We start from the raw sequence: 24,685 nt of genomic DNA, 5'->3' as shown, positions 1-24,685 counted from the left end.
AGGATATCAAAAGCTCCTGCTCACAACTGAACAGGAGCTTCAAATCATTCATCAACACTTAACGCTCTAACGATTCGTATTCAATTATGCTTTTTTCGTGTCTACTACTTTAATATCTTCAGCATAAATCTTTTCTGCATAGTCTTTAATGTTTTTCCAGCTATCTTTCGCAATGTTTAAATCTTCTTTAATGAAAACAAGATCGTTTGGACTAATTGAATCCACATTTTGAAGTAAAGAATTGTATTTTGATCCCATTGTATACCATTGGTTTGAAATGTTTTGCAACGCTGTAATTGCAGTATCAATCGTATTTGTTAAATACTCAGTTTGTGTTTTAATGTTCGTTAACCCAGCTACTTCTAATTGAGCAGTTGTAATTTGTCCAGTTATTTTTTGAATTTCAGCTTGTGCATTGTCAAGTTCTTTCTTCGCTAATACGATACCAGCTGTACCACCGCCTACAGCTGCTGCACCACCTGCAATTAATGCGACTCCTAGCGGTGTTCCTGCGCCCGTAGCAATAACTACTGCACCACCAATAATTGCAATTGGTCCTAGAGCTGTCGCAACAGATGAACCGATAATAATTGCATTATATTTACTAATTGCCTCATTGTACGTTGTAATTTGATTTTGCAGAAGCGGAATTCCTGCATCTTGACTAGCTAATATAGATGTAATTTGATTTGCATCACCCTTGAAGTTTTGCGTATCCGACGTCATTTTATTTCGGAATTTTTTCAAGTCTTCTACTAACTGATCCACTTGCGCTTTATTTTCATTAATACTACTTGATAATCTAGTTAGGCCTTTCGTAAGAGTCGTTTTATCTTTTGCATCTACCGCAGCAACTAAAGTATCATAATAGTTTTGGAATTTAGTATTGTAGTTAATGATGTTTTGATTCGTTGAAATAAGCTGTGGCTTTAATACATCTAACCATTGCTTCGCATTTCCTCTAGCTGTATCTTGGTGCTGAATCACTTTTCCTTTTAAAGCTGCATCAACAGTCGATACATTTCCAAAGTTAACATTACCTTGTTTAATAATTGTTAAAGCATACAGATCCATTACTAAAGCATTTGAACCTGTTCTTTCCATTGCATCTTTCAAGCCTTCTGGTCCTAATGAATATTCTTCATAGTCATTATAAGCTTTTGCTACCGCATGAACTGGAGCTTGTTTCACTGTACTTTCAGCTGCATACGTATGAGCCGGCATAATATTTCCTGCTGCAAATACTGCCATAAGTGCTGATAGAGCCATTACTTTATATGGTTTTTTTGTCATTTTTCTTCTCTCCCTATATCGCTAATTATTTTTCTATTTAATGTACTTCAACGTTTGTAACGTAATCTTCAAATTGATTTGTTTGCTTATTCATTTCATCACTTACTTTTTTAATTTGATTAAAATGTTTTTGAAGTAAACTACTGTCTGTATACGTGCCTTCTTCAACATTTGTTTGAATTTGAATCATATTATTATTTAAAACTTTCCAATCGGTTAATAACGTTTCTAAAGTTGTAATTTGACGATCAATTAATTCTGTAAAGCTATTTACTTGATCTTCAACGAATGTAATTTGAGTCGCCTCTGCTTCAGTTTGTGATAACTTTTGAATAAGTGGCAATAACTCTTTTTGCTTTTGCTGAATGCGAAGAGCTGCTTCTCTCGTTTGACTATCTGCAGCATTTACAATTTCATTACTTAAAGTACCGATAGAAACAAAATCGATTGTTTTCGTTTGTGCAGTTTGATTTGTGATTGTAAATACTTGTTTACCGATATTAATAGAACCTTTAATGATTTCTTGAGGTCTATTCAAAATAGTAGTTAGTTCAGCTTGAATTTCCCCTTGAATTCTTTTAATATCTTCTCTTAATTTCACAATATCTCCACTTGATCCTTGCAGTGTTTTTATTGCTTCATCGGCTTTAATTGATAAGTTGTTACTATCTTTGTCTAATACTGTTTTAAATCGATTTAACTCTAATAAATCTTGCTCCATACTCTCTTGGATGCTCTGTACTTGCAATTGTAATTTTCCATATGCACTCATAAAATCTGCTTTTGCTTGCTGATCTTCATTTACGTTTCCTGCTAGTTCATAGAGCTTACTATAATAGCTATTAAATCTATTGCTGTATCTCATCATCTCTTGATTTAAGTCAATTAGCTTCGGATTATATTCATCAATCCACTCTCGTACATTCGCCTTTGCAAACTTTTGATGATTCGTTAAGCTACTCATCGCATTTACCTTAATGTCTGGCTGTTGCAAAATAATTAATCCGTATGCTTGAATAAGCGGTGATTGTGATCCTAACATTCTAATTGAGTTGGATAATGTATTTGGAGCAATTACATTTTGCGCATATACTGTTTTCACTTCTGTTTGCCCCTCCTTAGCGTAAGCGCTTACAGGAATGAAGCAACTCGTAGATACTGCTGTAACCAATAACCCTGTAATTAAAGTCTTTTTCACTTTAACTCCTCCTATGTATTAGCAACTATTACTATCGCATTTTATTATTCTATTTTCTTGCCCATAATTTGAGATGGTTAAAATAGAGAACGTTCTCACCGTGATCCATGTATGAACCACCTCTCTCGTATTGCTACAGCACTTACTTATCGTCACAAAACATTTTATTATTTTTCATATGTGTTTAGTATGAATAATATTGTATAAATTTTCTATTCCATCGAAATTCTCACATTCACACAGTGAATATATTACTTAAAAATATTATTCATTTTAAACTAAACAACATACATAAATATGAAATTTCGTTTTGTTTTCATATAAGTTTTGTACTGTAAGGTCATTTAAACACAGCTGTTTATATAACGTAAAGAAGTATTTTCATTCCCTTTATTTTCAAGCTTTCATGTCCTTATTTCAAAATATAATCCGATTCACTTTATCGATTGAAATATCTACATATCACAACAGAAAACACCACTTGCAAATAACTGATAAAATTATATTGATATAATTTTTAACCCCGTATGCAATTATGCATAGCATATACACAAAAAGGATAGCTTCATTTTCACGAAACTATCCTTAAAAAATCTTCTTATTTTTTCAAATGATATGGAACTGTCGTAATAACAACATTTCTTTTATAAAGTAAATACGCACGTATGAGTAAACTGGATTGATTATGAAGAATGTTATGCCAACCTTTTTTCGGAATGAACTGTGGTATAACGACCGTAACGCGGTAATTCAATTCACTTGCCTTATATTGCACTGTATCAATAAACTTTGTTAGCGGCTGAATAATACTTCTATAATGAGAATGTAATGTAACAAGCCTTACTTCAGGTTGCCACTTCTTCCATTTCTCTTCAAATTTCTTTTCCTCTTCTCTGTCAAAAGCAACATATACTGCGATAACTTGATCTGCTGAAAGAGATTTTGCATAGTTCAACGAATTTTCTACTACATGCGTCATACCTGCTACAGGAACGACAATTACATTCCCCTCAATTGGAATAAGAGGTTCGCAAGTTTTTAAACTTAATTGATCACCCACTGCATCATAATGCTTCTTAATTCGATGGAATAAGAAGATAATAACTGGTAAGAAAATAAGAATCGACCAAACTTGTGCAAATTTAGTTAAGAAGAACATGCTCATTACGATAAAACTAATAACTGCACCAATTAAATTAATCGTTAATCTTAAAGCCCATCCTTCAGGCTTTTCGCGAAGCCATTTTAATACCATCCCTGTTTGAGAAAGTGTAAATGGAATAAATACACCTACTGCATATAGTGGAATTAAATGTTCTGTTTGTCCTTGGAAAGCTACAATTAAAATAATCGAAGCAACTCCAAGTATAATAATACCGTTTGAGTAACCTAGACGGTCTCCTCTAATCGTAAACATTCTCGGTATGAATTTATCTTTTGCAAGGTTAACCGCTAATAAAGGAAATGCAGAATAACCTGTATTAGCAGCGAGAATTAATATTAAAGCTGTTGTACCTTGTATGAAATAGTACATGAAATTACGTCCAAATGTTTGTTCAGCAATTTGAGAAACAACTGTTACTTCTTTACTCGGAGTCACTCCGTAATAATAAGCTAAAAATACAATTCCTGAAAATAACACAGCAAGTAATGCACCCATTGCAAGCAATGTTTTTGCAGCATTGTTTGGCGCAGGATCTTTAAAGTTCGGAATTGCATTTGAAATTGCTTCAACACCTGTTAAAGCAGAACTACCTGATGCAAATGCTCTTAGTAATAAAAATAAACTAATCCCTGCAACTGGTGTACCAATCGGCGCATGTAAAGTAGGTGAAACATGACCAGTTAAAATATTATATATACCCACACCAATTAATATAAATAGTGCTAAAACGAATAAATAAACAGGATATGCTAAAACGGAAGCTGATTCCGTTACTCCTCTTAAATTTAATATCGTAATTAATATAACAAATATAACCGCAATAATTACGTTATGTGCATGTAAGCTAGGAAACGCAGACGTAATTGCATCTGTACCAGCGGACACACTAACGGCTACAGTTAAAATATAGTCAACTAATAAAGATCCTCCAGCAATTAAGCCTGGATTCATCCCTAAATTTTCTTTTGATACAACATACGCTCCCCCGCCATGCGGATAAGCAAAAATAATTTGTCGATAAGATAAAATAAGGGCTGTCAATAATACTAATACTCCAACAGCGATCGGAATGGAATACCAATAAGCGATCGCTCCAACACCTGCTAAAGCAATTAAAATTTGCTCTGGACCGTAAGCAACTGATGATAATGCGTCAGAAGATAAAATAGCTAAAGCTTTCGTTTTATTAAGCTTTTGTTCTCCAAGCTCTGTTGATTTTAACGGTCTTCCAATTAAAAATCTTTTAATAGATGAAACCAATGCTGTCCACTCTCCAATAATTTTGTACGAACTTTTCTGCTTGTTACAGCCAGTAAACTATTTCTTCAGAAAACAAAAAATGTCTACAAGCCATAGCGAAATAGACTTGTAGACATTATTTTTTTTGTCGCACAAGCTCCACCTTCCTTCTCAATATAACGCTTACGAGGTTAGCTGTCGGATTCGGGCCTATGAGTAGCCCTACCTTTTTCAAGGATTCACCCCATCGGATTATGTACTAATCCGTAAAAACGGGTCCCCCGTACCATGCGGTTTCAGCGATTTAGAAAATTGAAACTGTGGATTATAATACTCCTTTATTTTCAAAAAGTAAACAAAAATTTTTAATAAGAAAAAAATTAAAATGATTGTGCATAATCCACTGAGAAATATACATAATGAATACTAAAAAATCCACAAAGGAGACCCATATGTCTAAAGAAAAGAAGCCTATTTTTTCCGATTCATATTTAGATGCAGTAGCAAATGAAATTAATCAGTTATATGGTAAACGTGAACAGGAAATAAATTTGACAGATAGAACGAAAAGAAATAAATAATTTGTCATACAAAAAAATAAAAAAGATAGCAATACACTTATATATTGCTATCTTTTTTATTTTTTCATACATCTAATTCTATTACAGATCTGTTAAAGGTCATCTCTTCATACACCTTTAAATTTTGATATATAGTGCTTAATAATGGTGCCGTTATAGAAAATTGCTCTGCTACATCCAGTAAATATCCTTGCAAGTGCTTCCCTTCAATAAACGAACCCTTCTCCATATCACGTTGCATCGATGACTTCATATCATACGAAATTTTATCAATCGTTTTCATATGTTCCTGGGCAATATTAAGCTTTATTGGAGCTCCTAATACTCTCATGATTTGTACAGATTCCTCAAACACATTACGGATAAAATCACGGCCGCCTTCACTTTCACGGATTGGTCCAATTGGTGCACGCATTAACGTTGTCACACCGGACATTACAGTAATAAATAAATATTTATGCCACATATCTTGCGTAATATTTTCACTTAAAACAAAACTAGATTTCGTACCTGCAAATGCTTTAGAAATATGCTTTACTCTCTCTGAATTTTGAGACTTAATTTCTCCAAACACAAGTCTGTTGGCAGCACTAGTTTGTACAATTTCTCCTTGATCGTTTAACGTCGTCTCGATAAAGCATAAACCGCCAATTACTTTTTCTTCGCCGAATTCTTTTTGTAATAGTGATAAATGAGCGATACCATTTAACAATGGAATGATTACAGTACCTTCGCCAACAAACGGCTTCAAATCTTGAATTGCCTCGTTTAAGTGATACGCTTTTGTTGAAAATAAAATGACATCAAATGGAGAAGTTCTCTCTTCCTTCGTTATTAATTTCGGTTGAAAGGAAAAATCCCCGTTAACACTTCGGATTACAAGTCCTCTTTCCTCTAATTGTTTTTTCCGTTTACTACGAACAAGAAATGTAACATCTTCTCCCTTTTCGACTAATCTGCCACCAAAAAATCCTCCGACTCCACCAGCGCCTAATACTAAAATCCGCATACAGCATCCCCCTTTTCAAAATACAATTTCATAACTTTTAGTATACATAACATTATACATGTCCTCTGCTAAATAAGCTGAATTTTCACTCTCAATCGAGTATAAAACAGTGGTTATTTTCAAATAAATTTGGGCATGTTGTTTCTATAGCATATATGGAAAGGAAACAATGTAGATGGAGGCAATACAAGCAATTGAGGAAAAAGATGTAGCAACAGCTATATTTCAATTTATATTCCCGTTTTCGTTTAAAGCTGGATATGAACAAAATATGTTCCCATTCTTACAAAAAAACGATTTCCGTCCTTTTCGGCTCGATCATCTCGATGATGAAAATACATATTATGGGGAGTTTAAAGTTTCACATCAAAATATGGAAGCATACTATCTTTCATTTACAAATAAAATTCTCTTTCCTCACTCAGAGCATCAAAAGGGCTTGCAACGTTATTCAAAGGACCTTAACTTAACTGGACATTTAACAACAAACCTTATTTCAATTCCATTCAAGATACACTCTATTGATGTAACACTTTGTCCTTATGAACTTGGCTTCTTAACAATTCGAACAGAAGTAAACACTACTCTAAACATGACTTTATCTGAAGCAATCGAATTTGCTGCTCGCTTCCGTGTACTTGAAACTAAAAATGATACAAATGAGACTATTTGTATTGAATGTAACGGAAAAAAGTATTCCCAAGTTGAAAAATTCATTTTTGGTTATTTATTTCATGGCGTAACTGATTTCTTTGAAAAGAAGAGATTAAGAAGTTCATACTTTCAAACCTTCCCTTTCTTCGAAGACCAAAGAATGTACGTCCAAACTTTATTGTCACTAAAAGAAAGTTTGGAACTTAATGAAGTGGATGTTTATCGTACTTCTAGTCTTTCCGGATTAACAAGTGATGGTAAGCCATATGTGAGTGCAAATAACCTTCCTTACATTCATGACTATTTAAAAAAACACGCTTACCAGAGATGGGCTCCAAATCGTTATTTCATAATGGAAGAACATATTTTTACATGTGTAACAAATGAAGGAGAACGCGAAATCGCTAAACTTGCTAGTCAAATGTACGGGGAATTTTATTACGCTTTATTATTAAACCTATTCCATAAAATTGTTTTATTAAAAATGGCAAACGCCTATGCTGAGCTAAACATTGAACAAGATACTAATGAAATAGAGAAATTAATTTATTCGATCAATTCGTTCACTGCTAATTATTTTTCTTTAGAATTAGTATCCCAATCACAAAGTGAAGATATTTTCTTCCGCTTAAGAAAACTTTTTAATATTGAGGTTCTATACTCGAACGCGAAACAAAATCTTGATAGTTTGTTTAAATATCAAGAAAATGTCGCCTCTAAAAAAGATAGCCTTTTATTATTAATTTTAACGCTCTACTCTGTAGTGGGCCAAATGTTAGGGTTTACTATGATTGACCTTTTAAGAAACACCGATTCAAACAAAATATCGTCACCTCTTGAATTTTTCGCTCTATTAATTGCAATTAGCGGCATTGTCATTTCACTTATTTTAGGAGCCCAAAGTTTATACCAATGGGGTCTACAACATAAACGAAGAAAAGCTTGGGTAAAACAAACTGTACTTTCTGCCGTTAAAGAGAAAGAAGATAAAAATTAAAGAAGGTTATTTTCAAATTCTTGGCGCGCTGCAGTAAGTGAAATTTTCATCAGCGATTTTCCGATTATATCGGCGCAACTCGAAATATATCAGCGATTTTTTTAATATATCGACTTGCCGACAAATGACAGAACCGGATAATAAAAAAAGGGTGCTCCAAAATTAAACTTGGAGTACCCCTTTTATTATACGAATTCTGTTTACTTCCCTGCTTCGATTTGCTCTAATGCAGCAGCTACTTGCTCTTCCGTTAATTCATGTTGTATTACGTAGCGGTTACGTGGACTTACACGACATTCATGAGAACATGCACGTAAATATTTCGCTTCGTTTTCTTCAGAACATAAAATTTTCTTATTACATTCTGGATTTGAACAGTTTACATAGCGCTCACAAGGTTCACCTGTAAAGTGGTCTTTACCAACAATAACATGTTCTTTTTGGTTTACTGGTACAGCGATACGCTCATCGAACACGTAACATTGTCCATCCCAAAGCTCACCTTGTACTTCTGGGTCTTTTCCGTACGTTACAATTCCGCCGTGAAGCTGACTTACATCTTCATAGCCTTCACGAACTAACCAACCAGAAAACTTCTCACAACGAATTCCGCCTGTACAATACGTTAAAATCTTTTTACCTTCAAGTACTTCTTTATTTTCACGAATCCAATCTGGTAATTCACGGAATGATTCGATATCAGGTTTAATCGCACCTTTGAAGTGACCTAAATCAAATTCATAATCATTTCGTGCATCAATGATAACTGTATCTTCTTGTTTCATTGCTTCATAAAAATCTTTTGGCTCTAAATACTTCCCAGTTATTTCGTGTGGGTTAATGTCATCTTCTAGACGAAGTGTAACTAACTCTGGACGAGGACGCACGTGCATCTTCTTGAATGCATGACCATCAGCTTCATCTATTTTAAATACGATGCCATCAAAACGTGGATCATTGTTCATTGCTTCCATGTATTTCTCTGTTTGTTCTACAGTTCCAGAACAAGTTCCGTTAATACCTTCTTTTGCTACAAGAATTCTTCCTTTTAATTCAAGTGAATTACAAAATGCTAAATGCTCTGCCGCGAATTCTTCTGGGTTTTCAATTGTTGTGTACATGTAATATAGTAATACTCTGTATGTTTTTGTAGTTGCCAATGTATTTCTACCACCTATCTAATTTTTTAAATCATGTATAAGTTAACGTTCATATCAAAACATATATAATAAGAAAATGAATCCCATTTTCTTTTCTTTATACTATTTTCTATCAGTTAACAAAAATAAAAAACAAGATTACACATCAAAACACTATGGTTATGTTGTAATCCCAATATATTATATATCATACAAATGCAATTCCATCAATTAATATGCTGGATTATCGGCTTTATGTTCACATAAATTTCAAAATTGACCCTTTAATTTATTATGTTTCCCCACGTCATCACACCATAAACTCCCAATTTATTTTACGTTATCACACCATCCATTGCGTAAAGGCATATAATTTGCATTAAGGAAACTTTCGTGTTCAAATGAAATTATCACATAACATATTTAAATGTATTGAAATAATGAGTAAGAATAAATACAATAATTTCATCAAGTTAACATTTTAAAGGGGAAAACTACTATGAATAAAGATATAACAAAAGATGAACATCTCCCTTCTGAAAGTACAACTGTACAATCAGCTCATTTAGCTTTAAGTGGAGAAACAAAAGGCTGGAAAAGACTGTTACCATTTTTAGGACCCGCTTTTATCGCGTCCGTTGCTTATATTGATCCTGGCAACTTTGCCACAAATATCGCAGCTGGTTCACAATATGGATATTTACTATTATGGGTTATACTCGCTTCTAACTTAATGGCTGTATTAATCCAAACGTTATCAGCTAAATTAGGAATTGCTACAGGAAACAATTTACCCGAAATAGCTCGTGAAAACTTTCCAAAGCCTGTGTCTATCGGCTTATGGATACAAGGTGAACTAGTTATTATGGCTACAGATTTAGCGGAATTTATTGGAGCTGCTTTGGGGCTTTACTTACTATTTGGAATCCCGATGCTACCTGCCGCTTTAATTACTGCAGCCGGATCATTTATTATTCTTGAGTTTCAACGTAGAGGATTTCGTCCACTAGAAGCTATTATTACAGGAATGATTTTCATTGTAGTAATTGCTTTTGGGATTCAAGTTTTTTATGCAAAACCAGAATTAAGTCCCCTTCTTTCAGGACTATTTATTCCAAAATTCCAAGGTGTAGACAGTATATTACTTGCAGCAGGGATTTTAGGTGCAACAGTTATGCCACATGCAATATACTTGCATTCTGCATTAACACAACGCCGCGTGGTCGGAACAACTGACGAACAAAAGAAAAAGATTTTTCGTTTCGAATTTATCGATATTATTATTGCAATGGTTATTGCTGGAGCAATTAATGCAAGTATGTTAATTGTTGCTGCTGCACTATTCTTTAAAAACGGCTTGCACGTTGAAGATTTAGATGTTGCTTACACTCAATTTACCAATTTAGTAGGTCCTGTATCGGCTGCATTATTTGGGATTGGACTTTTATCAGCAGGACTATCTAGCTCTTCTGTCGGTACAATGTCGGGTGATATTATTATGCAAGGTTTCATTCGCATGCATATTCCGTTATACTTACGCCGATTTATTACAATGATTCCACCATTAGTTATTATCGCTTTAGGTGTAAATCCAACTTACGCTCTAGTCATGAGCCAAGTCGTCTTATCATTCGGTATTGCATTTGCGCTAGTACCACTTATTATGTTTACAAGTAACAAAAAGATTATGGGTGCACTCGTTAACCACCGTATAACAACATTTATCGCTTGGATAATTGCAGCACTCGTTATCATTTTAAATATCTTCTTACTGTATCAAACATTTGTAGGATAATGAAAAAGGGTATTCCAATTTTAATTTGGAATACCCTTTTTGGATGAAATGATTTTCTTCTAGTTACCACTTATGTATGTCCCTCTTTCCGGCATCATGACACCATTTTCAGTTCGAAAGTAAAGTGGCAATCCTTCCGCAAAAAACATACTTACCTTGGACGGATCTTGCCTTTGATGATGAATATGTAAATGTGGCTCACTTGAACTTCCTGAGTTACCGACTTGAGCAAGAAATTCTCCTTCATTTACACGTTGTCCTTCTCTAACTTTAATGGACCCTTTCTTTAAGTGGGCAAGAATCAAAAATGTCTCTGTTTCATCTATCCGTAAATATATGTAATTCCCTGCCATTGACTGAAAATCATCCAATCCGGGAATTAAATCTTTTTCATCATTATTGATTGATACAACCGTCCCAGAAGCTGGTGCCATTACTTTCGCTCCATATATTCCGTAATCCTCTAACTTACTACTTTTCACTTCAGCAGGTGGAATGAGGATATCATATGCCCACCTTTCATTTGGCTTTATAACATGATAGTTCGTTTCTAACTGATCACCGCCCCAGCCTATTAATGCTCGTTCATTCAAAGGAACACGAACTACTGCTTTAGGACTCATAGATTGTATATCTGCTGGGTAAGCAATTCTACCTATATTAGCAAACCAACCGACAGGCCAAGCTCCAATGATAGAAAACAGAATGATTAAAAATAGCGTTCTATCTATCCGCTTTCTAAAAATGCCTTTCCAAAAAAATATTATTACTGATCCTATCAAGAGGAAAACTGAAATAAAACTAAAAGCCTGAATACTCCACCAAACAAAAACTGATGTAACACCATTAGCTACATAAACTAAGATCCAACTTATAATTAAAAAAGAAACTATAATCACTAATAAAAATTTCTTCCACATGTCGCATCCCTACTCTCATATCCTTTTTCTCAATGATATAAAGTAAAAATTACGACATATAAAAGAAATACTTACGACTTTCTTACTTTTTTATACTGCGGTAATTTCACAGTGAAAACTGTTTCTTTATCGTTACTACGTACAGTTAGATCCCCTTGATGGAGCTCGGCTATACTTTTTGAAATTGCAAGCCCCATTCCTTTCCCACCAGTATAAGAACTACGTGATTTTTCACTACGATAAAATTTCTCAAAAACGTAAGGAAGGTCCTCTTCCGGAATACATTGTCCAAAATTTTTAATTTCTACTTCAACATTCATTGTTTTATTGGAAATTCCAATTGCAATTTCCTTTCCATCTTTTCCATACATAATACTATTACCTATTATATTTTCAAATAGTCTCACTATAAGTGCCACATCAACTTCTACATACAGCACTTCATCACTTTTAATATAAAAGCTCATATTAGCATCATCTAATTGTGGTACAAAGCCAATCATGATTTGTTCAATTAATGCTTTCATATCTACTTCATCTTTATGTAATTCAATCTCTCTATAATTTATTTGACAGTATTCTAATAAATCATCTACTTGATGTTTTAATTCATAACTTTTTCGCTTTAATATACTTACATACTGTTCACATTCTTCTCCATTCGAATGGAGTTTATTTCCTAACAGGTCCGCATAACCGATTAAAGATGTTACTGGCGTTCGTAAATCATGAGAAATATTACTAATCATTTCATTTTTCATTTCCTGTGATTTTTTTTCATTCTCGATAGACTCTTTTAAACTTTTGACCATTCTATTTACATTCGTCGCTAATTCACCAATCTCGTCATTTTTTGAAATAGGTATATGTACTTCAAAATTACCATTACTTATTTCCTTCACGTTCTTATTAATTTCAGACAATCTTTTCATCATTGTTTTTGTCATACATGCAAAGTATGTCGTAGTAAAAATCAAAAAAACTATAAAGTATAAAAATGAATATTTTTCCTCTAACGCATTAACATGACTATATATATTTCCAACTAAAATTTGAAGCACTATTATACTTACAGTCGCTAACAAGATGCTACATATGAAAGCTAAAAAAAATTTCGCCCTAATACCCTGTAAAGATCTAATCTTCAATTTTATATCCGACTCCCCAAACATTTTGTATAAACTTCGGTTCTTTTGGATTCTCTTCAATTTTATTTCTCAATCTTGCAATATGAACCATTACTGTATTATTACTTTCATAGGCTCTTTCGTTCCAAACGCTCTCATATATTTCTTCAATTGTAAACACACGATTCCTTGCGGCTGCCATTAAGTGTAAAATATCATATTCAGTTTTCGTAAGATTCATTGTTTCTCCATATAACATTACAGTTCTCGACACTTCATCTATTTCTAAACCTCTAATATTTATTTTCTTTTCCATTACTTGGACAGCATTTTGGTTGAAATATGTATACCTTCTTAATTGAGCTTTCACTCTTGCGATAAATTCAATTGTACTGAACGGCTTCACAATATAATCATCTGCCCCAGTACTAAATCCAATTACCTTATCGACATCCGATGATTTTGCGCTTAAAAACATAATTGGTAAACTATGTTTCTCTCTAATCCTTCTACACAATTCTATCCCATCCATTTGTGGCATCATAATATCCAAAATAGCAAGTTGAATACTGTTATTATTTATTATTTCTAAAGCCTCTTCTCCGTTATGAGCACTAAAAACTTTAAAACCTTCTTGCATTAGATTCACTTTTATAAATTGAACAATATCTTGATCATCATCTACAATTAAAATTGAATTTTTCTCCATATACAAACCTCTTTTTGAAATATATTCCACAATCAATTTTATCATAAATTAAAACCATACTCCCCTCTTGAATAATCTTTATTTTCAGACTAGATTATATAATAACAACACATTCTAGTTTCAAAAGAAATGGAGTGAAAGCATGTTTCCTATATTGAAAACAGACCGACTCATTTTAAGAGAACTTACCGAAGAAGATGCACCGCGTATACTACAATGCTTTTCTAATACTAATGTACTGCGCTATTATGGCCAAAAACCGTTACAAGATGTTGATCAAGTGAAACAAATCATTCATAACTTTAAGTTGAGTTACAATGCAAGAAGCGGTATAAAATGGGGAATCGAATTAAAAGACACGAAAGAACTCATCGGTACCATTGGTTTTCATGATTGGTCTTCTGAGCATAAACGAGCCAATATAAGTTATGCCTTTTTGCCTGAACACTGGGGAAAAGGATATGCGACTGAAGCTGTTTCTGAGGTTATATCATACGGTTTCCATACGATTCATTTAAAGCGGATTGGAGCAATTGTATTTCTTGAAAATGAAGCTTCCAATAAAGTACTATTAAAATTAGGCTTTGAAAAAGAAGGCGTTCTAAAAAATTATATGTATCAAGATGATGTCCCATATGATACGAATTTTTACGCTTTATTAAAATCGATTTAATAGAATTCATGTGTAAAAAACCTTACTTTTAAAAAGTAAGGTTTTTTGTATTTATTCATTAGCAATATAAGCATTCTTATAAGTATAAATACCACCAAATTGATGCTTTTCAATTCCTTTTACATAATCCTTTTGTACATATGCTGAGCCAATATGATAAAGCGGCGCTACCGCAGCATCTTCTAATAATACCTGCTCGGCTTCTCGCAACGCTTCCCATCGGTTTTCCGTATCTAGTACAAAATCCGTTTTCGCTTTCTTTATTAATTCATCGTAATGAACATTAGAATAATTCATTTTATTATTCGGATTCCCTGTCGTAAATAACTCTAAATAACTAATTGGGTCTTTATAGTCAGGTCCCCAGTTTGCCATAGTTATATCGTAATCACCTGCTTGTTCTAACTGTAATTTTTGCTTAAATGGCTGTTGTTTAATTTGTATCGCGATTCCTTGCAAATTCTTTTCTAAATCACCTTTTATATATTCTGCCATCCGTTTTGCATTATCTTGTTCAAACGTTAAAAACTCGAGGTTTACTTGCTCTACTTCAAGCTCTTTTTTCGCTTCTTTCCAAATCTTTTGCGCATTTTGCAAATCATATGAAGAAAGATCTCCGTTTTCTTTTCTAAAATCTTTACCGGTCACTTCATTTACATGACCAACTGGTACAAGCCCGCTTGCAGGTTTTGCTCCGTTATTAATAAAGTGAGCAACGAAATCATCCTTATTTAACGCTAATGAAATAGATTGACGCACCTTTTTATTTGCTAACGCGGTATTTTTTTCATTAAAACGAAGCATAGCAATTCCAGGATCACTCGACATATGTAATTCCTTATTCCCTTTATACTTGTCTACAACTTGCGAATTAATAGGTACTCGATCCAAATCTCCGGCTTCATATAAATTTACAGCTGTCATTGTATCCTTTACGATATGAAAGTTTATTTCGTCTAATTTCACTTTCTTTCGATCCCAATATGCAGCATTCTTCTTTAATTGAAACTCTTGTTCATGCTTCCATTTTTCTAATACAAATGGCCCGTTATATATGAGATTACTAGGTTCCAATGCATAATTGTTTCCTTGTTCTTTCAAAAATGATTCATGCTGTGGTAAGTATATAGGTAGTGCTAACAACTGTAAAAAATACGGAACCGGCTGTTCGAGTTCAACTTCTAACGTATAATTATTTATTGCTTTAACCCCAAGTGCATCAAGAGGCATTGTTCCCTTATTAATCTCTTTCGCATTTTTCACATAAAAGAGCATGTATGCATATTGAGATGCCGTTTCAGGGTTAATTGCACGTTTCCACGCAAATATAAAATCATTTGCTGTTACATTATCTCCATTTGACCATTTTGCATCTTTACGCAAGTTAAATGTATATTTCTTACCATCTTCACTTCTTTTAAACGATTTTGCTACTGCTGGAGTAGGCTGATCTTGATCATTTAATACATATAACCCTTCAAATATGTTTTGCATAACGTGTGCTGATGTACCATCCATCGTTTTCACAGTGTCCAGAGAAGGAATTTCTTCTGATACTGTTACATTTAACACTTGTTTTTTAACCTCTGTATCACTTTTATTCGCTTTATTATTACAAGCTGTTAATAATAAAGATGTAACAAGTGCCATTACCATTAAATGGCTCTTTTTTCGCTTCATGAGTTGTTCTCCTTAAGTATAAAATATTATAAAGCGTTATATATTATAGCAGAAATATGAACAGAAAGATGCGACATTCTTTTGAATATTTATTCGTTCAAGAAAAAAGCTATCCTTTTAAAAGGATAGCTTTTTCAACTGCCACATAATTAGTTATCTTTGCAAACCTCGTTTATAACGACTTGCTTCAAATATAATACGCTCTTCATCTAACATTTTACATTCGCCATTCCAAACGACACGTTTTCCGTTAATAATTACATCGCTTATATCTTTTCCACTAGCAGCATACACAAGATGTGATAACACTTCATCTGCTGGTTGTAAATGCGGCTTATTAGATGGATCAATCGTAATAAAATCAGCACATTTTCCAACCTCAAGTGATCCTGTTTGTTTCATCCCGATTACTTCAGCAGCCCCTTTAGTCGCAAGTGTAAGAGCTGTTTCAACTGGTAAAGCTGTTGCATCTTGGTGAATACCTTTTTGTAGTAAAGTCGCTATGCGCATTTCTTCAAACATGTCTAAATTATTGTTAGATGCAACACTATCTGTTGCAATTCCTACTTTTATTCCTGCTTCTAGCATCGCTTTTACATTCGCTATACCAGAACCTAGTTTTAAATTACTATTCGGATTATGAGCTACTCGAACGTCATGTTCTGCTAAAAATGCACGCTCATCGTCATTTAATACTACACCGTGTGCAATAACTGTTGGGCGTTTAAACAATCCGCAGCTCGCTGCATATTCTACTGGACGTTTTCCATATTGTGCTTCAATATCACGTACTTCACGCTCTGTTTCAGAAAGGTGGATATGAACCATCGTTTGATTCTCTACTGCAATCCGTGCGCACTCTTCTAACAATTCTGTACTACATGTATATGGACTATGTGGTGCAACCATCGTAGTTAACATGCCACTTTCGTTATAGTAACGCTTCACATATTTCTCAGCTTCTTCAATCGCTTTCTTTTCATCGTCTTTCGTTCCGAAGCTAAATAAAGTCCTTGAAACAGCAGCTCGCATCCCGCTCCTTGATACCGTTTCCATAATTGCGTCTTGATCTACTCCAATTGGATTAAACATGTCAGAGAATGATGTTGTACCACTTTTCACCATCTCAAGTAATCCTAATTCCGTACTAGCGACCGCAATTTGGGGAGTAAATTGACTTTCCAGTGGCCAAATTCTCGTCTCAAGCCATGGCTGTAATAACATATCATCTCCAATACCTCTTAAAAGACTCATTACAACATGTGTATGTGTATTTACAAGCCCTGGTAAAACCCACTTTCCTTTCATGTCAATTACTTCATCTACTTCAAAATCATTAGCGAATTCTCCGCTCTTTACATCTATAATTTGATCATTTTCTACAATGATATATCCATTTTCTATCACTTCGTTTTGTTCATTCATCGTTACAATTGTAGCGTTTACATAAGTTGTTTTCAAAAGTATTTCCCCTTTCAACTCTATGAAGTTCCCTTTAATAAGTTACCACCATTATAGTAACTTATTAAAGATTAAGAGTCAAAAGATAATTTTAATTCTTTCGTTATTTTTCCCTTCAAAATGCTATATTGCTTTTCATTTGTATCTGCAAATGCTTCTTCCCGATTTGATTCCACACCCAAGTAATTCAGGTTTTCATTGAATTGAGACTCTGTAAAATCAAACCTCTGCCCATCTATAAAGTTATAAAAATGCCACACGCCCCCTATTTTTGTCTTTATAATTTTCCCTCCACATATATCTTGAACGACTAGAGCCGTTACACCACACTGTCCCTTTGCTGGATTTTCAATTGTCCACTTTGAACTTGTTTCAATCGACCACGATTTTATTAGTGCTCCATATATTCTTTTTTCCTTTACATCATCCATTCTAACCTTCCCCTACTATTAATAGTTTTACACATCATATTTCAAAAGAGGCAGTAAACGCCCCTTAAAGACAGTTGATGGTGTCTCTCCTATTAACTGTGCTCCCATTTTCAAGTAATATCCTTTTGCATTCGGATCACTATCAATTGTAAAACTTTTTAATCCTAGTTCATTGGCTTTTTCTATTACATACTCCCAAAGTATTTTCCCGTAACCTTTTCCTTTGTAATCAGGATGAATGTACAAGAAATCAAGAGCTTTATCATTACGTAAAAATGAGAAAAAACCAACCTTCGCATTATCGTTTTCTAAAACATATACAAAATTATTTTTTATGTATTCTTCTGTAATTGTTAAATCTTCCTTACAAGCAAGTATGAATTCTTCACTATAATCCCACGTTGCTTTTGATTGTAGTGCGAATTCACTTAATTCATTTGCTTCACTTAGTAACGCTTCTCTTATCTTCATGATTCTTTTTCCTCACCTTCGATATGTAAACTACTAAATTGATTCGGAAAGCACTTCAAAAAACCTTTTTTTCATAAATTAGAGATTATTTTTATAAATCTTTATTATAACCAGTACAATTTTTAACAATTTTTTTAAAGAAAAAGAACGCCATCCCTAAAAGTTGGCGTTCTCTTTTTCTAAAATTTAATCTTCAAACTCACTCATTCATTTTACTATTTCGTACGATACAAACCTATACAGTTTCTACTATCGCTTCAAGCATTGTTCCATTTTTAGCATAATTCGTATGCCAAGAAAAAGCTTTTTCTAAAATATGAGGAGTTTGTCCACCTCTTGTTTTTGCTTCTTCGTAATAAGCTCGTAGCTGTTCACGATACATTGGATGTGCGCAATTCTCAATAATAAGTTCCACTCTTTCTCTTGGCGCAAGTCCCCTTAAGTCGGCATACCCCTGTTCAGTGACGATAACATCTACATCATGTTCAGTATGGTCTACATGAGAAACGAAAGGAACAATACTTGAAATGTTACCACCTTTCGCAATCGATTTAGTAACAAAAATAGCTAGGCGTGCATTTCTTGCAAAATCACCAGACCCACCAATTCCATTCATCATTTTTGTACCTAAAACGTGAGTAGAGTTAACATTTCCGTATATATCTAATTCTAATGCAGTATTAATTGAGATTAATCCAAGACGACGAATGATTTCAGGATGATTGGAAATCTCTTGCGGGCGCATCATTAATTTGTCACGATATTTTTCAAAGTTAGAAAATACTTGTTGCATTTTCTCTTCAGAAAGCGTGATGGAGCAGCAGGAAGCAAAATTGACTTTCCCAGCATCCATTAGATCAAAGACCGCATCTTGTAAAACTTCAGAATATACTTCTAAATCTTCAAACTCCGAATCTAGCATGCCGTGCAATACTGCATTAGCAACTGAACCAATTCCCGATTGTAACGGTGCTAAACGATTTGTTAATCGACCTACTTTAACCTCTTCTCGAAGGAACTCTATTAAATGCTGTGCCATAATAACAGTTTCTTCATCTGGAGGAACAATTGTCGATGGCGAATCCAGTTGATTCGTAAACACAATTCCCTTCACTTTTTCAGCATCAATTGGGATACCGATTGTTCCAATTCGATCATCCGTTTTTACGAGCGGAATTGGGAGTCTTTCCCCTTGTTTACCTGGTTCATATAAATCATGCAGCCCCTCTAATTGCGTAGATTGAGCCATATTCATTTCAATAATAATGGACTTAGCATTTAAGGAGAATGCTAAAGAATTTCCAATTGAAGTGGTTGGAATAATCATTCCATCTTCAGTAATCGCAACCGCTTCCAAGATAGCGAAATCTATATCCATAACGTCAGCACGAAGTAACTCTGCTGTATGAGATAAGTGCTGATCCACAAATAAAAAGTCCCCGTTATTAATTCCTTTTCGCATAGTTGCATCTGCTTGGAAAGGCAATCTTTTCCCTAAAATTCCTGCCTCAGCAAATAATTTATCTACATCCGAACCTAAGGAAGCCCCTGTATAAACATTTACTTTAAAAGATTTATCATTCTTAACTCGGTTTACAAGTGCAAATGGGACTGCTTTTACATCACCAGCACGTGTAAATCCACTTAATCCTAAAGTCATTCCACTTTCAATCCATGAAGCTGCTTCTTCAGGTGTAACTACTCGATCTTTTAATCGTTGATCCCTAATTCTATCTAAATTATTCTCCATATGTAATCCCTCTCCCAATGAATATTCATAATTATTTTACACATTAACACCATCAAAATAGGGATTTTCTTACACAATGCCGAAAATTCAGACAAAACAGCGAATCTAGGTTCTAAAGCAGAAAATTTTAGAATCCTAGAAGCTTACGAAAATAACTGGCGTATGATTGACTTACTGGTACCCTCTCTCCGTTATCCATCGAAAGTAAAAAAGTAGAATGGGTATCAGGATAAATTGCTTTAATATGATTAACATTTACAATAAAGGAACGGTGGCATCTAATAAACGAATCTTTCGGAAGCAAGTATTCGAATTCTTGTAGAGAGTATTTATGTGTTCCTGTTAACTCTTCTGAATTCACATATGTCTTTTTATCTTTAGCCTCTAAATACATGACCTTTGCAAAAGGAACTGGAACCCATCCGTCTGTTGTTTTTAAAGTAACGACTGACTTACCATCCGTTAAAGCGGGATAAATTGCCGTCACGCAACCTTCAATCTTTCCATTATTTGAAAATGGTACGGCCATTCCATGATAAGGAATACCGAAAACATCTCGGTTAATAAACTCAGAGGCTTTTTGCTTCGTTACCATTGCTTTATGTGCAATCGTTCCTTCCTTAATAGGATTCCCGGCGCTAATCTTTAAATCAATTCGTTTACTTGGCCGATAGTAAATATATTCTTTCGTATTCGAAACGGCGATTGATATTTCATCTGAAAATAATTCACCAACAACATCTAGTAATAAACCTAATGTTCTATCTTCCATTCTATTAACACCTCATTCACTATTATACTACTATTATGAACAGGCATCTGTTTCTTTATAAATAGTTTGATTTTAAATTATTTTTAAAATTAGTTTTATTCACTATTACTTCGTTACTACAAAAAACCTCACTTCAGAAAAGTGAGGTTTCCTCTCATACAATATTTCTTTATTTTTTTAACGACTCTAGAATAAGATTTATTTTTTATTAAGTAAAGTAAATTTAAGAATTTATTGCCCGTATTTCTGTAAAATAAATAATCCCAAACTACAAACAGTTTGGGATTATCTTTCTCATTTATTATGCGCATCTAACCACGAAATTAAATCTTTAAATACTTCATCCTTATTTACTTCATGAAACATTTCATGTCTACCATTTTCATATAAACGTAGTGTCACGTCTTTCACACCACATTTTTTATAGTTTTCATATACTTCTTTTACACCTTTCCCCATATCGCCAACAGGATCACGATCACCAGAGAATATATGTATTGGAAGATTCTTTGGCGTCTTCTTGTATTCTTCTAGTTTATTTACTTCTAATACACCAGAAAATAATTCTCGGTAAAAACTCGTCGTACAAATGAAACCACATAACGGATCCGCAATATATTTATCAACTTGATTATTATCTGAAGATAACCAATCAAATTTTGTACGATTTGGCTTAAAGTTCGAATTGAAGTTTCCGAAAGATAAAAAGTTTAACATTGGACTTTTCGTTTTTGCCCCGCGCAACTTCATTTCGATTGTTGCTACTTTATGACCAATAACTCCTAAAAGCCCTGGATTTCCACCTGTTCCTGAAATCAGAAATCCATCATATAGTTCACCCCTAAGTTGTACAGCACGTCTTGATAAAAAAGAACCCATACTATGTCCAAGTAAAAACAAAGGACTTGACTGCTCTTCTTTTATCCTTTCTGAAACAAAGATAACATCCGATACAACTTGATTCCACCCTATATTTGGTTCAAAATGACCATAATCTTCTTCTTTTTTTACTGTTTTCCCATGTCCTTTATGATCATGCGCATAAACACCATACCCTGCTTCCAATAAAGCATCCACAAATTCTGTATACACCCCTGCATGCTCTGTCATGCCATGTGCAATTTGAATAATTCCTCTCGGATCTCCTTCTGGTAACCACTTACGCAAATAAATTTCCGATCCATCCAATGCCGTAACGAAACTTTCCTGTACATTCATTTCGTCAGCTCCCAACTCTATTATGTATACCTTTAAGAGAAATGAATATCCATTCACTTTTCTTATTTTATATTATATGTAATTGCTTTCATTATGACAAATGATGTATTTTTCAGACTTGCTTTCAAACTGATCTCTTGACGAACCTGAAATAAAATTATATAGTTACTTACATAAAGTAACTATATAATTTTTAGGAGGTTTCTACTATTATGATGCCATCATTATTTTTAGCACATGGTTCGCCTATGCTCGCTATTCAAGATACAGACTATACACGATTTTTAAAAACACTTGGAGAAACATATAAACCGAAAGCAATTGTTATTTTCACTGCTCACTGGGAAAGTGAAGTATTAACGATTTCCTCATCAGATAACGAGTATGAAACAATTTATGATTTTGGAGGTTTTCCCCCTGAGTTATACGAAATCAAATATCGTGCGAAAGGCTCTTCTAGCATTGCATCTATGTTAGAAACAAAATTTAAGAACAAAGGTATTTCAGTCCATCATAATATGACGAGAGGTTTAGATCATGGTTCATGGACACTCCTGCACCGCATGTATCCAGAAGCAAATATTCCTGTCGTGCAAATATCAGTAAATCCATTCCTTTCTGCAAAAGAACAATTTAAAATTGGAGAAGCACTTAAAGGACTCGGACAAGAAGATATTTTAGTAATCGGGAGTGGTGTTACCGTCCATAACTTACGAGCACTGAAATGGAATCAAACTACACCTGAAAAATGGGCAATTGAATTTGATGATTGGATTATTAAACATATGCAGAATAACGATAAAGATGCATTGTTTAATTGGGAAAAAAATGCTCCTCATGCACAATTAGCAGTACCAAGAGCAGAACATTTTGTTCCTTTATTTATCGCTATGGGAAGTGGTGAAAATAGCGGTGAAGTCATTCACCGTAGTTATGAGCTTGGCACATTAAGCTATCTATGTCTTAAATTTTAAAGAAAAGGATGAAGCAATGATTGCTTCATCCTTTTTTTATTCACTTAGTTAACTAACTTCCAAATGTCGTTTCTCTGATACCTCTTCGTTCTTATTATGAAAATAAACCCAGATACACGCAATAAATAATAGTGATGATGTAGAGAGGAAAACATATTGGAAACCTGCATGCGCTGCAATTTGTCCCCCGAGTACTGGACCAATCATATTTCCTAAAAACTGAAATGATTGATTATATCCAAATATTCTTCCCGTAACATGGGTTGGTGTATGTTGTTTTAGTAGAGTTTGTACGGAAGGTAATAATCCTGCTTGTGCGATACCTAATAAAAATCGAAGAATTAATAGTTGCCAAGCTGAGGTTACAAATGCTTGCGGGATAAAAATAATTCCTGCAGCAAATAACGCTACAACTAACGTTTTTTGAGGACCGATATGATCTGATAATCTTCCTAGTCTTGGTGCTGCCAAAATAACGGCTAATCCTGTCGCTGACATAACTGCTCCCGCAATTGTTTCAATATGTGCAGTATGAGGGCCTACTAAATTTTTCACGTACAATGTAACAATTGGTTGAACTGACATATTAGCAAGTTGAATAATAAATGTTGTAACAAACAAACTAATAATTAAATGCTTCGCTGGGACCATCGTCCATACTTTTTTCGGCTGTGTTTTTTTTGCTTGAGCAGAGTGATTTTCTTCATGCAAGAAGAAAAAAACGATGAGAAAGGAAAGGAATAAAAAAGCTCCTGTAACAAGAAAGACATGACGCATTCCAATTAATTCAGATAAATAACCTCCAAGTAACGGGCCAAGTAACGAACCGCTTACACCACCAGTTGAAATTGTGGAAATTGCCCAACCTGAATGTTCTTTCGGAGTTTCTGCTGCAATAAATGTCATTGCGGTTGAAAGGAAACCAGATACTGCTCCCATTAAAAATCTTAGTGCGACTAATTGATATACATCCGTTACAAACCCCATAAGCGTCATAATAATCGCCATACCGAGGCTAGCACGAATTAGCATCAATTTCCGTCCATGTATATCACCAAGCTTTCCCCATATTGGTGATACGATCGCACCCATTAAAAATGTTACACCAAATGCAAGTCCCGACCACTGTGCAATGCTTGAAGTGCCAGTTACTCCCAATTCCTCAATATAAAAAGATAAGAAAGGAATTACTAAACTCATACCGGCTGCAGTGGTAAAACAACCTAGCCAACAAATCATTAAATTTCGTTTCCAGCTGGCCATTTTCACACCTTCTTTCTTTAGATACCCATTCTACACCCTTTCTTGTAAAAAGTTTAGTAATTTGCTTTATATGCAAGATTTACTACAAAACCCGCTATTTTCTAGTAAAAACCACTACATCTCTACATCATTTTCATAATAAAACCAACTCCTTTAGATGAAGTTG

21 protein-coding genes and 1 riboswitch are annotated in these 24,685 nt (G+C 34.1%); of the genes, 5 read left to right on the top strand and 16 right to left on the bottom strand.

The genetic code is table 11. The annotated features are described in order from the left end of the window. Positions 1-84 precede the first annotated feature (84 nt). The 3 genes from nheB to NST86_RS09250 form a co-directional block, all read right to left on the bottom strand. Positions 85-1,293 carry a non-hemolytic enterotoxin NHE subunit B gene (gene nheB, locus NST86_RS09260; RefSeq protein WP_000162981.1) on the bottom strand — a complete coding sequence of 403 codons (1,209 nt, stop codon included), beginning with the start codon at positions 1,291-1,293 and terminating at the stop codon, positions 85-87. Between the two features lie 37 nt (positions 1,294-1,330). Further along, the gene (nheA, locus tag NST86_RS09255; RefSeq protein ID WP_000751823.1) at positions 1,331-2,491 is read right to left on the bottom strand and encodes a non-hemolytic enterotoxin NHE subunit A; all 1,161 of its coding nucleotides are present in this window, start codon (positions 2,489-2,491) and stop codon (positions 1,331-1,333) included. Between the two features lie 598 nt (positions 2,492-3,089). Next, positions 3,090-4,916: an APC family permease gene (locus tag NST86_RS09250; RefSeq protein ID WP_340933568.1), complete on the bottom strand. Its 1,827-nt coding sequence runs from the start codon at positions 4,914-4,916 to the stop codon at positions 3,090-3,092. 144 nt (positions 4,917-5,060) lie between these two features. Continuing rightward, positions 5,061-5,207: riboswitch (cyclic di-AMP (ydaO/yuaA leader) on the bottom strand. Positions 5,208-5,347: 140 nt separating this feature from the next. Here NST86_RS09250 and NST86_RS09245 point away from each other — a divergent pair. Beyond that, positions 5,348-5,476, top strand: coding sequence for a hypothetical protein (locus NST86_RS09245; protein WP_000031873.1), 129 nt, complete (start codon positions 5,348-5,350; stop codon positions 5,474-5,476). 64 nt (positions 5,477-5,540) lie between these two features. Here NST86_RS09245 and panE read toward each other — a convergent pair whose 3' ends face one another. Next, a complete protein-coding gene (gene panE, locus NST86_RS09240; protein ID WP_086424370.1) occupies positions 5,541-6,485 on the bottom strand; it encodes a 2-dehydropantoate 2-reductase in 945 nt (314 codons plus the stop codon). Between the two features lie 175 nt (positions 6,486-6,660). Here panE and NST86_RS09235 point away from each other — a divergent pair, with 175 nt between their 5' ends. Continuing rightward, positions 6,661-8,136 (top strand): hypothetical protein, encoded by a 1,476-nt coding sequence (locus NST86_RS09235; protein ID WP_000387420.1) that lies wholly within the window; start codon positions 6,661-6,663, stop codon positions 8,134-8,136. Between the two features lie 200 nt (positions 8,137-8,336). Here NST86_RS09235 and trhO read toward each other — a convergent pair whose 3' ends face one another. Continuing rightward, positions 8,337-9,296 (bottom strand): oxygen-dependent tRNA uridine(34) hydroxylase TrhO, encoded by a 960-nt coding sequence (trhO, locus tag NST86_RS09230; RefSeq protein WP_206904512.1) that lies wholly within the window; start codon positions 9,294-9,296, stop codon positions 8,337-8,339. 478 nt (positions 9,297-9,774) lie between these two features. Between trhO and NST86_RS09225 the strand changes: the two genes are divergently transcribed. Further along, positions 9,775-11,070 (top strand): Nramp family divalent metal transporter, encoded by a 1,296-nt coding sequence (locus NST86_RS09225; RefSeq protein WP_001030677.1) that lies wholly within the window; start codon positions 9,775-9,777, stop codon positions 11,068-11,070. A 59-nt stretch (positions 11,071-11,129) separates the two neighbouring features. Here NST86_RS09225 and NST86_RS09220 read toward each other — a convergent pair whose 3' ends face one another. The 3 genes from NST86_RS09220 to NST86_RS09210 form a co-directional block, all read right to left on the bottom strand. Then, positions 11,130-11,990 (bottom strand): M23 family metallopeptidase, encoded by an 861-nt coding sequence (locus NST86_RS09220; RefSeq protein WP_044795715.1) that lies wholly within the window; start codon positions 11,988-11,990, stop codon positions 11,130-11,132. A gap of 71 nt (positions 11,991-12,061) precedes the next feature. Beyond that, positions 12,062-13,162: a HAMP domain-containing sensor histidine kinase gene (locus NST86_RS09215; protein ID WP_116777434.1), complete on the bottom strand. Its 1,101-nt coding sequence runs from the start codon at positions 13,160-13,162 to the stop codon at positions 12,062-12,064. Next, positions 13,128-13,826, bottom strand: coding sequence for a response regulator transcription factor (locus NST86_RS09210; RefSeq protein WP_000414526.1), 699 nt, complete (start codon positions 13,824-13,826; stop codon positions 13,128-13,130). Before NST86_RS09210 ends, NST86_RS09215 begins: the two co-directional genes overlap by 35 nt. A 142-nt stretch (positions 13,827-13,968) precedes the next feature. On the opposite strand from NST86_RS09210, the gene NST86_RS09205 reads away from it, so the two are divergent. Next, positions 13,969-14,499, top strand: coding sequence for a GNAT family N-acetyltransferase (locus NST86_RS09205; RefSeq protein WP_016117584.1), 531 nt, complete (start codon positions 13,969-13,971; stop codon positions 14,497-14,499). A gap of 51 nt (positions 14,500-14,550) precedes the next feature. On the opposite strand, the gene NST86_RS09200 is transcribed toward NST86_RS09205, so the two are convergent. The 7 genes from NST86_RS09200 to NST86_RS09170 all read right to left on the bottom strand — a co-directional run bounded on the left by NST86_RS09200 (position 14,551) and on the right by NST86_RS09170 (position 22,282). Further along, positions 14,551-16,179 (bottom strand): peptide ABC transporter substrate-binding protein, encoded by a 1,629-nt coding sequence (locus NST86_RS09200; RefSeq protein ID WP_227593133.1) that lies wholly within the window; start codon positions 16,177-16,179, stop codon positions 14,551-14,553. Between the two features lie 153 nt (positions 16,180-16,332). Further along, on the bottom strand, positions 16,333-17,658 hold the full coding sequence (locus tag NST86_RS09195; RefSeq protein WP_016117582.1) for a bifunctional S-methyl-5'-thioadenosine deaminase/S-adenosylhomocysteine deaminase: 1,326 nt from the start codon (positions 17,656-17,658) through the stop codon (positions 16,333-16,335). A 53-nt stretch (positions 17,659-17,711) separates the two neighbouring features. Continuing rightward, positions 17,712-18,071, bottom strand: a complete 360-nt coding sequence (locus NST86_RS09190) for a YunG family protein (RefSeq protein ID WP_000342921.1) — start codon at positions 18,069-18,071, stop codon at positions 17,712-17,714. A 27-nt stretch (positions 18,072-18,098) separates the two neighbouring features. Continuing rightward, entirely contained in the window at positions 18,099-18,542 is a 444-nt protein-coding gene (locus tag NST86_RS09185) for a GNAT family N-acetyltransferase (protein ID WP_061663938.1), read from the bottom strand. Positions 18,543-18,777: 235 nt separating this feature from the next. Next, the gene (locus tag NST86_RS09180; protein WP_086424371.1) at positions 18,778-20,292 is read right to left on the bottom strand and encodes an acetyl-CoA hydrolase/transferase family protein; all 1,515 of its coding nucleotides are present in this window, start codon (positions 20,290-20,292) and stop codon (positions 18,778-18,780) included. 127 nt (positions 20,293-20,419) lie between these two features. Next, complete coding sequence (locus NST86_RS09175; protein WP_086424372.1) at positions 20,420-21,064, bottom strand: LytTR family DNA-binding domain-containing protein; 645 nt, start codon at positions 21,062-21,064, stop codon at positions 20,420-20,422. 294 nt (positions 21,065-21,358) lie between these two features. After that, positions 21,359-22,282, bottom strand: a complete 924-nt coding sequence (locus NST86_RS09170; protein ID WP_001102587.1) for an alpha/beta hydrolase — start codon at positions 22,280-22,282, stop codon at positions 21,359-21,361. 212 nt (positions 22,283-22,494) lie between these two features. Between NST86_RS09170 and NST86_RS09165 the strand changes: the two genes are divergently transcribed. Next, on the top strand, positions 22,495-23,256 hold the full coding sequence (locus tag NST86_RS09165; RefSeq protein WP_016117578.1) for a DODA-type extradiol aromatic ring-opening family dioxygenase: 762 nt from the start codon (positions 22,495-22,497) through the stop codon (positions 23,254-23,256). 48 nt (positions 23,257-23,304) lie between these two features. Here the strand turns inward: NST86_RS09165 and NST86_RS09160 are convergent, their stop codons facing one another. Beyond that, positions 23,305-24,519 (bottom strand): multidrug efflux MFS transporter, encoded by a 1,215-nt coding sequence (locus NST86_RS09160; protein ID WP_000179303.1) that lies wholly within the window; start codon positions 24,517-24,519, stop codon positions 23,305-23,307. Between the last annotated feature and the right edge of the window lie 166 nt (positions 24,520-24,685).

The organism is Bacillus sp. FSL L8-0199, assembly GCF_038005705.1.
GTDB classification, from domain to species: Bacteria; Bacillota; Bacilli; order Bacillales; family Bacillaceae_G; genus Bacillus_A; species Bacillus_A cereus.
This window is presented reverse-complemented; position numbering and strand designations above follow the sequence as displayed.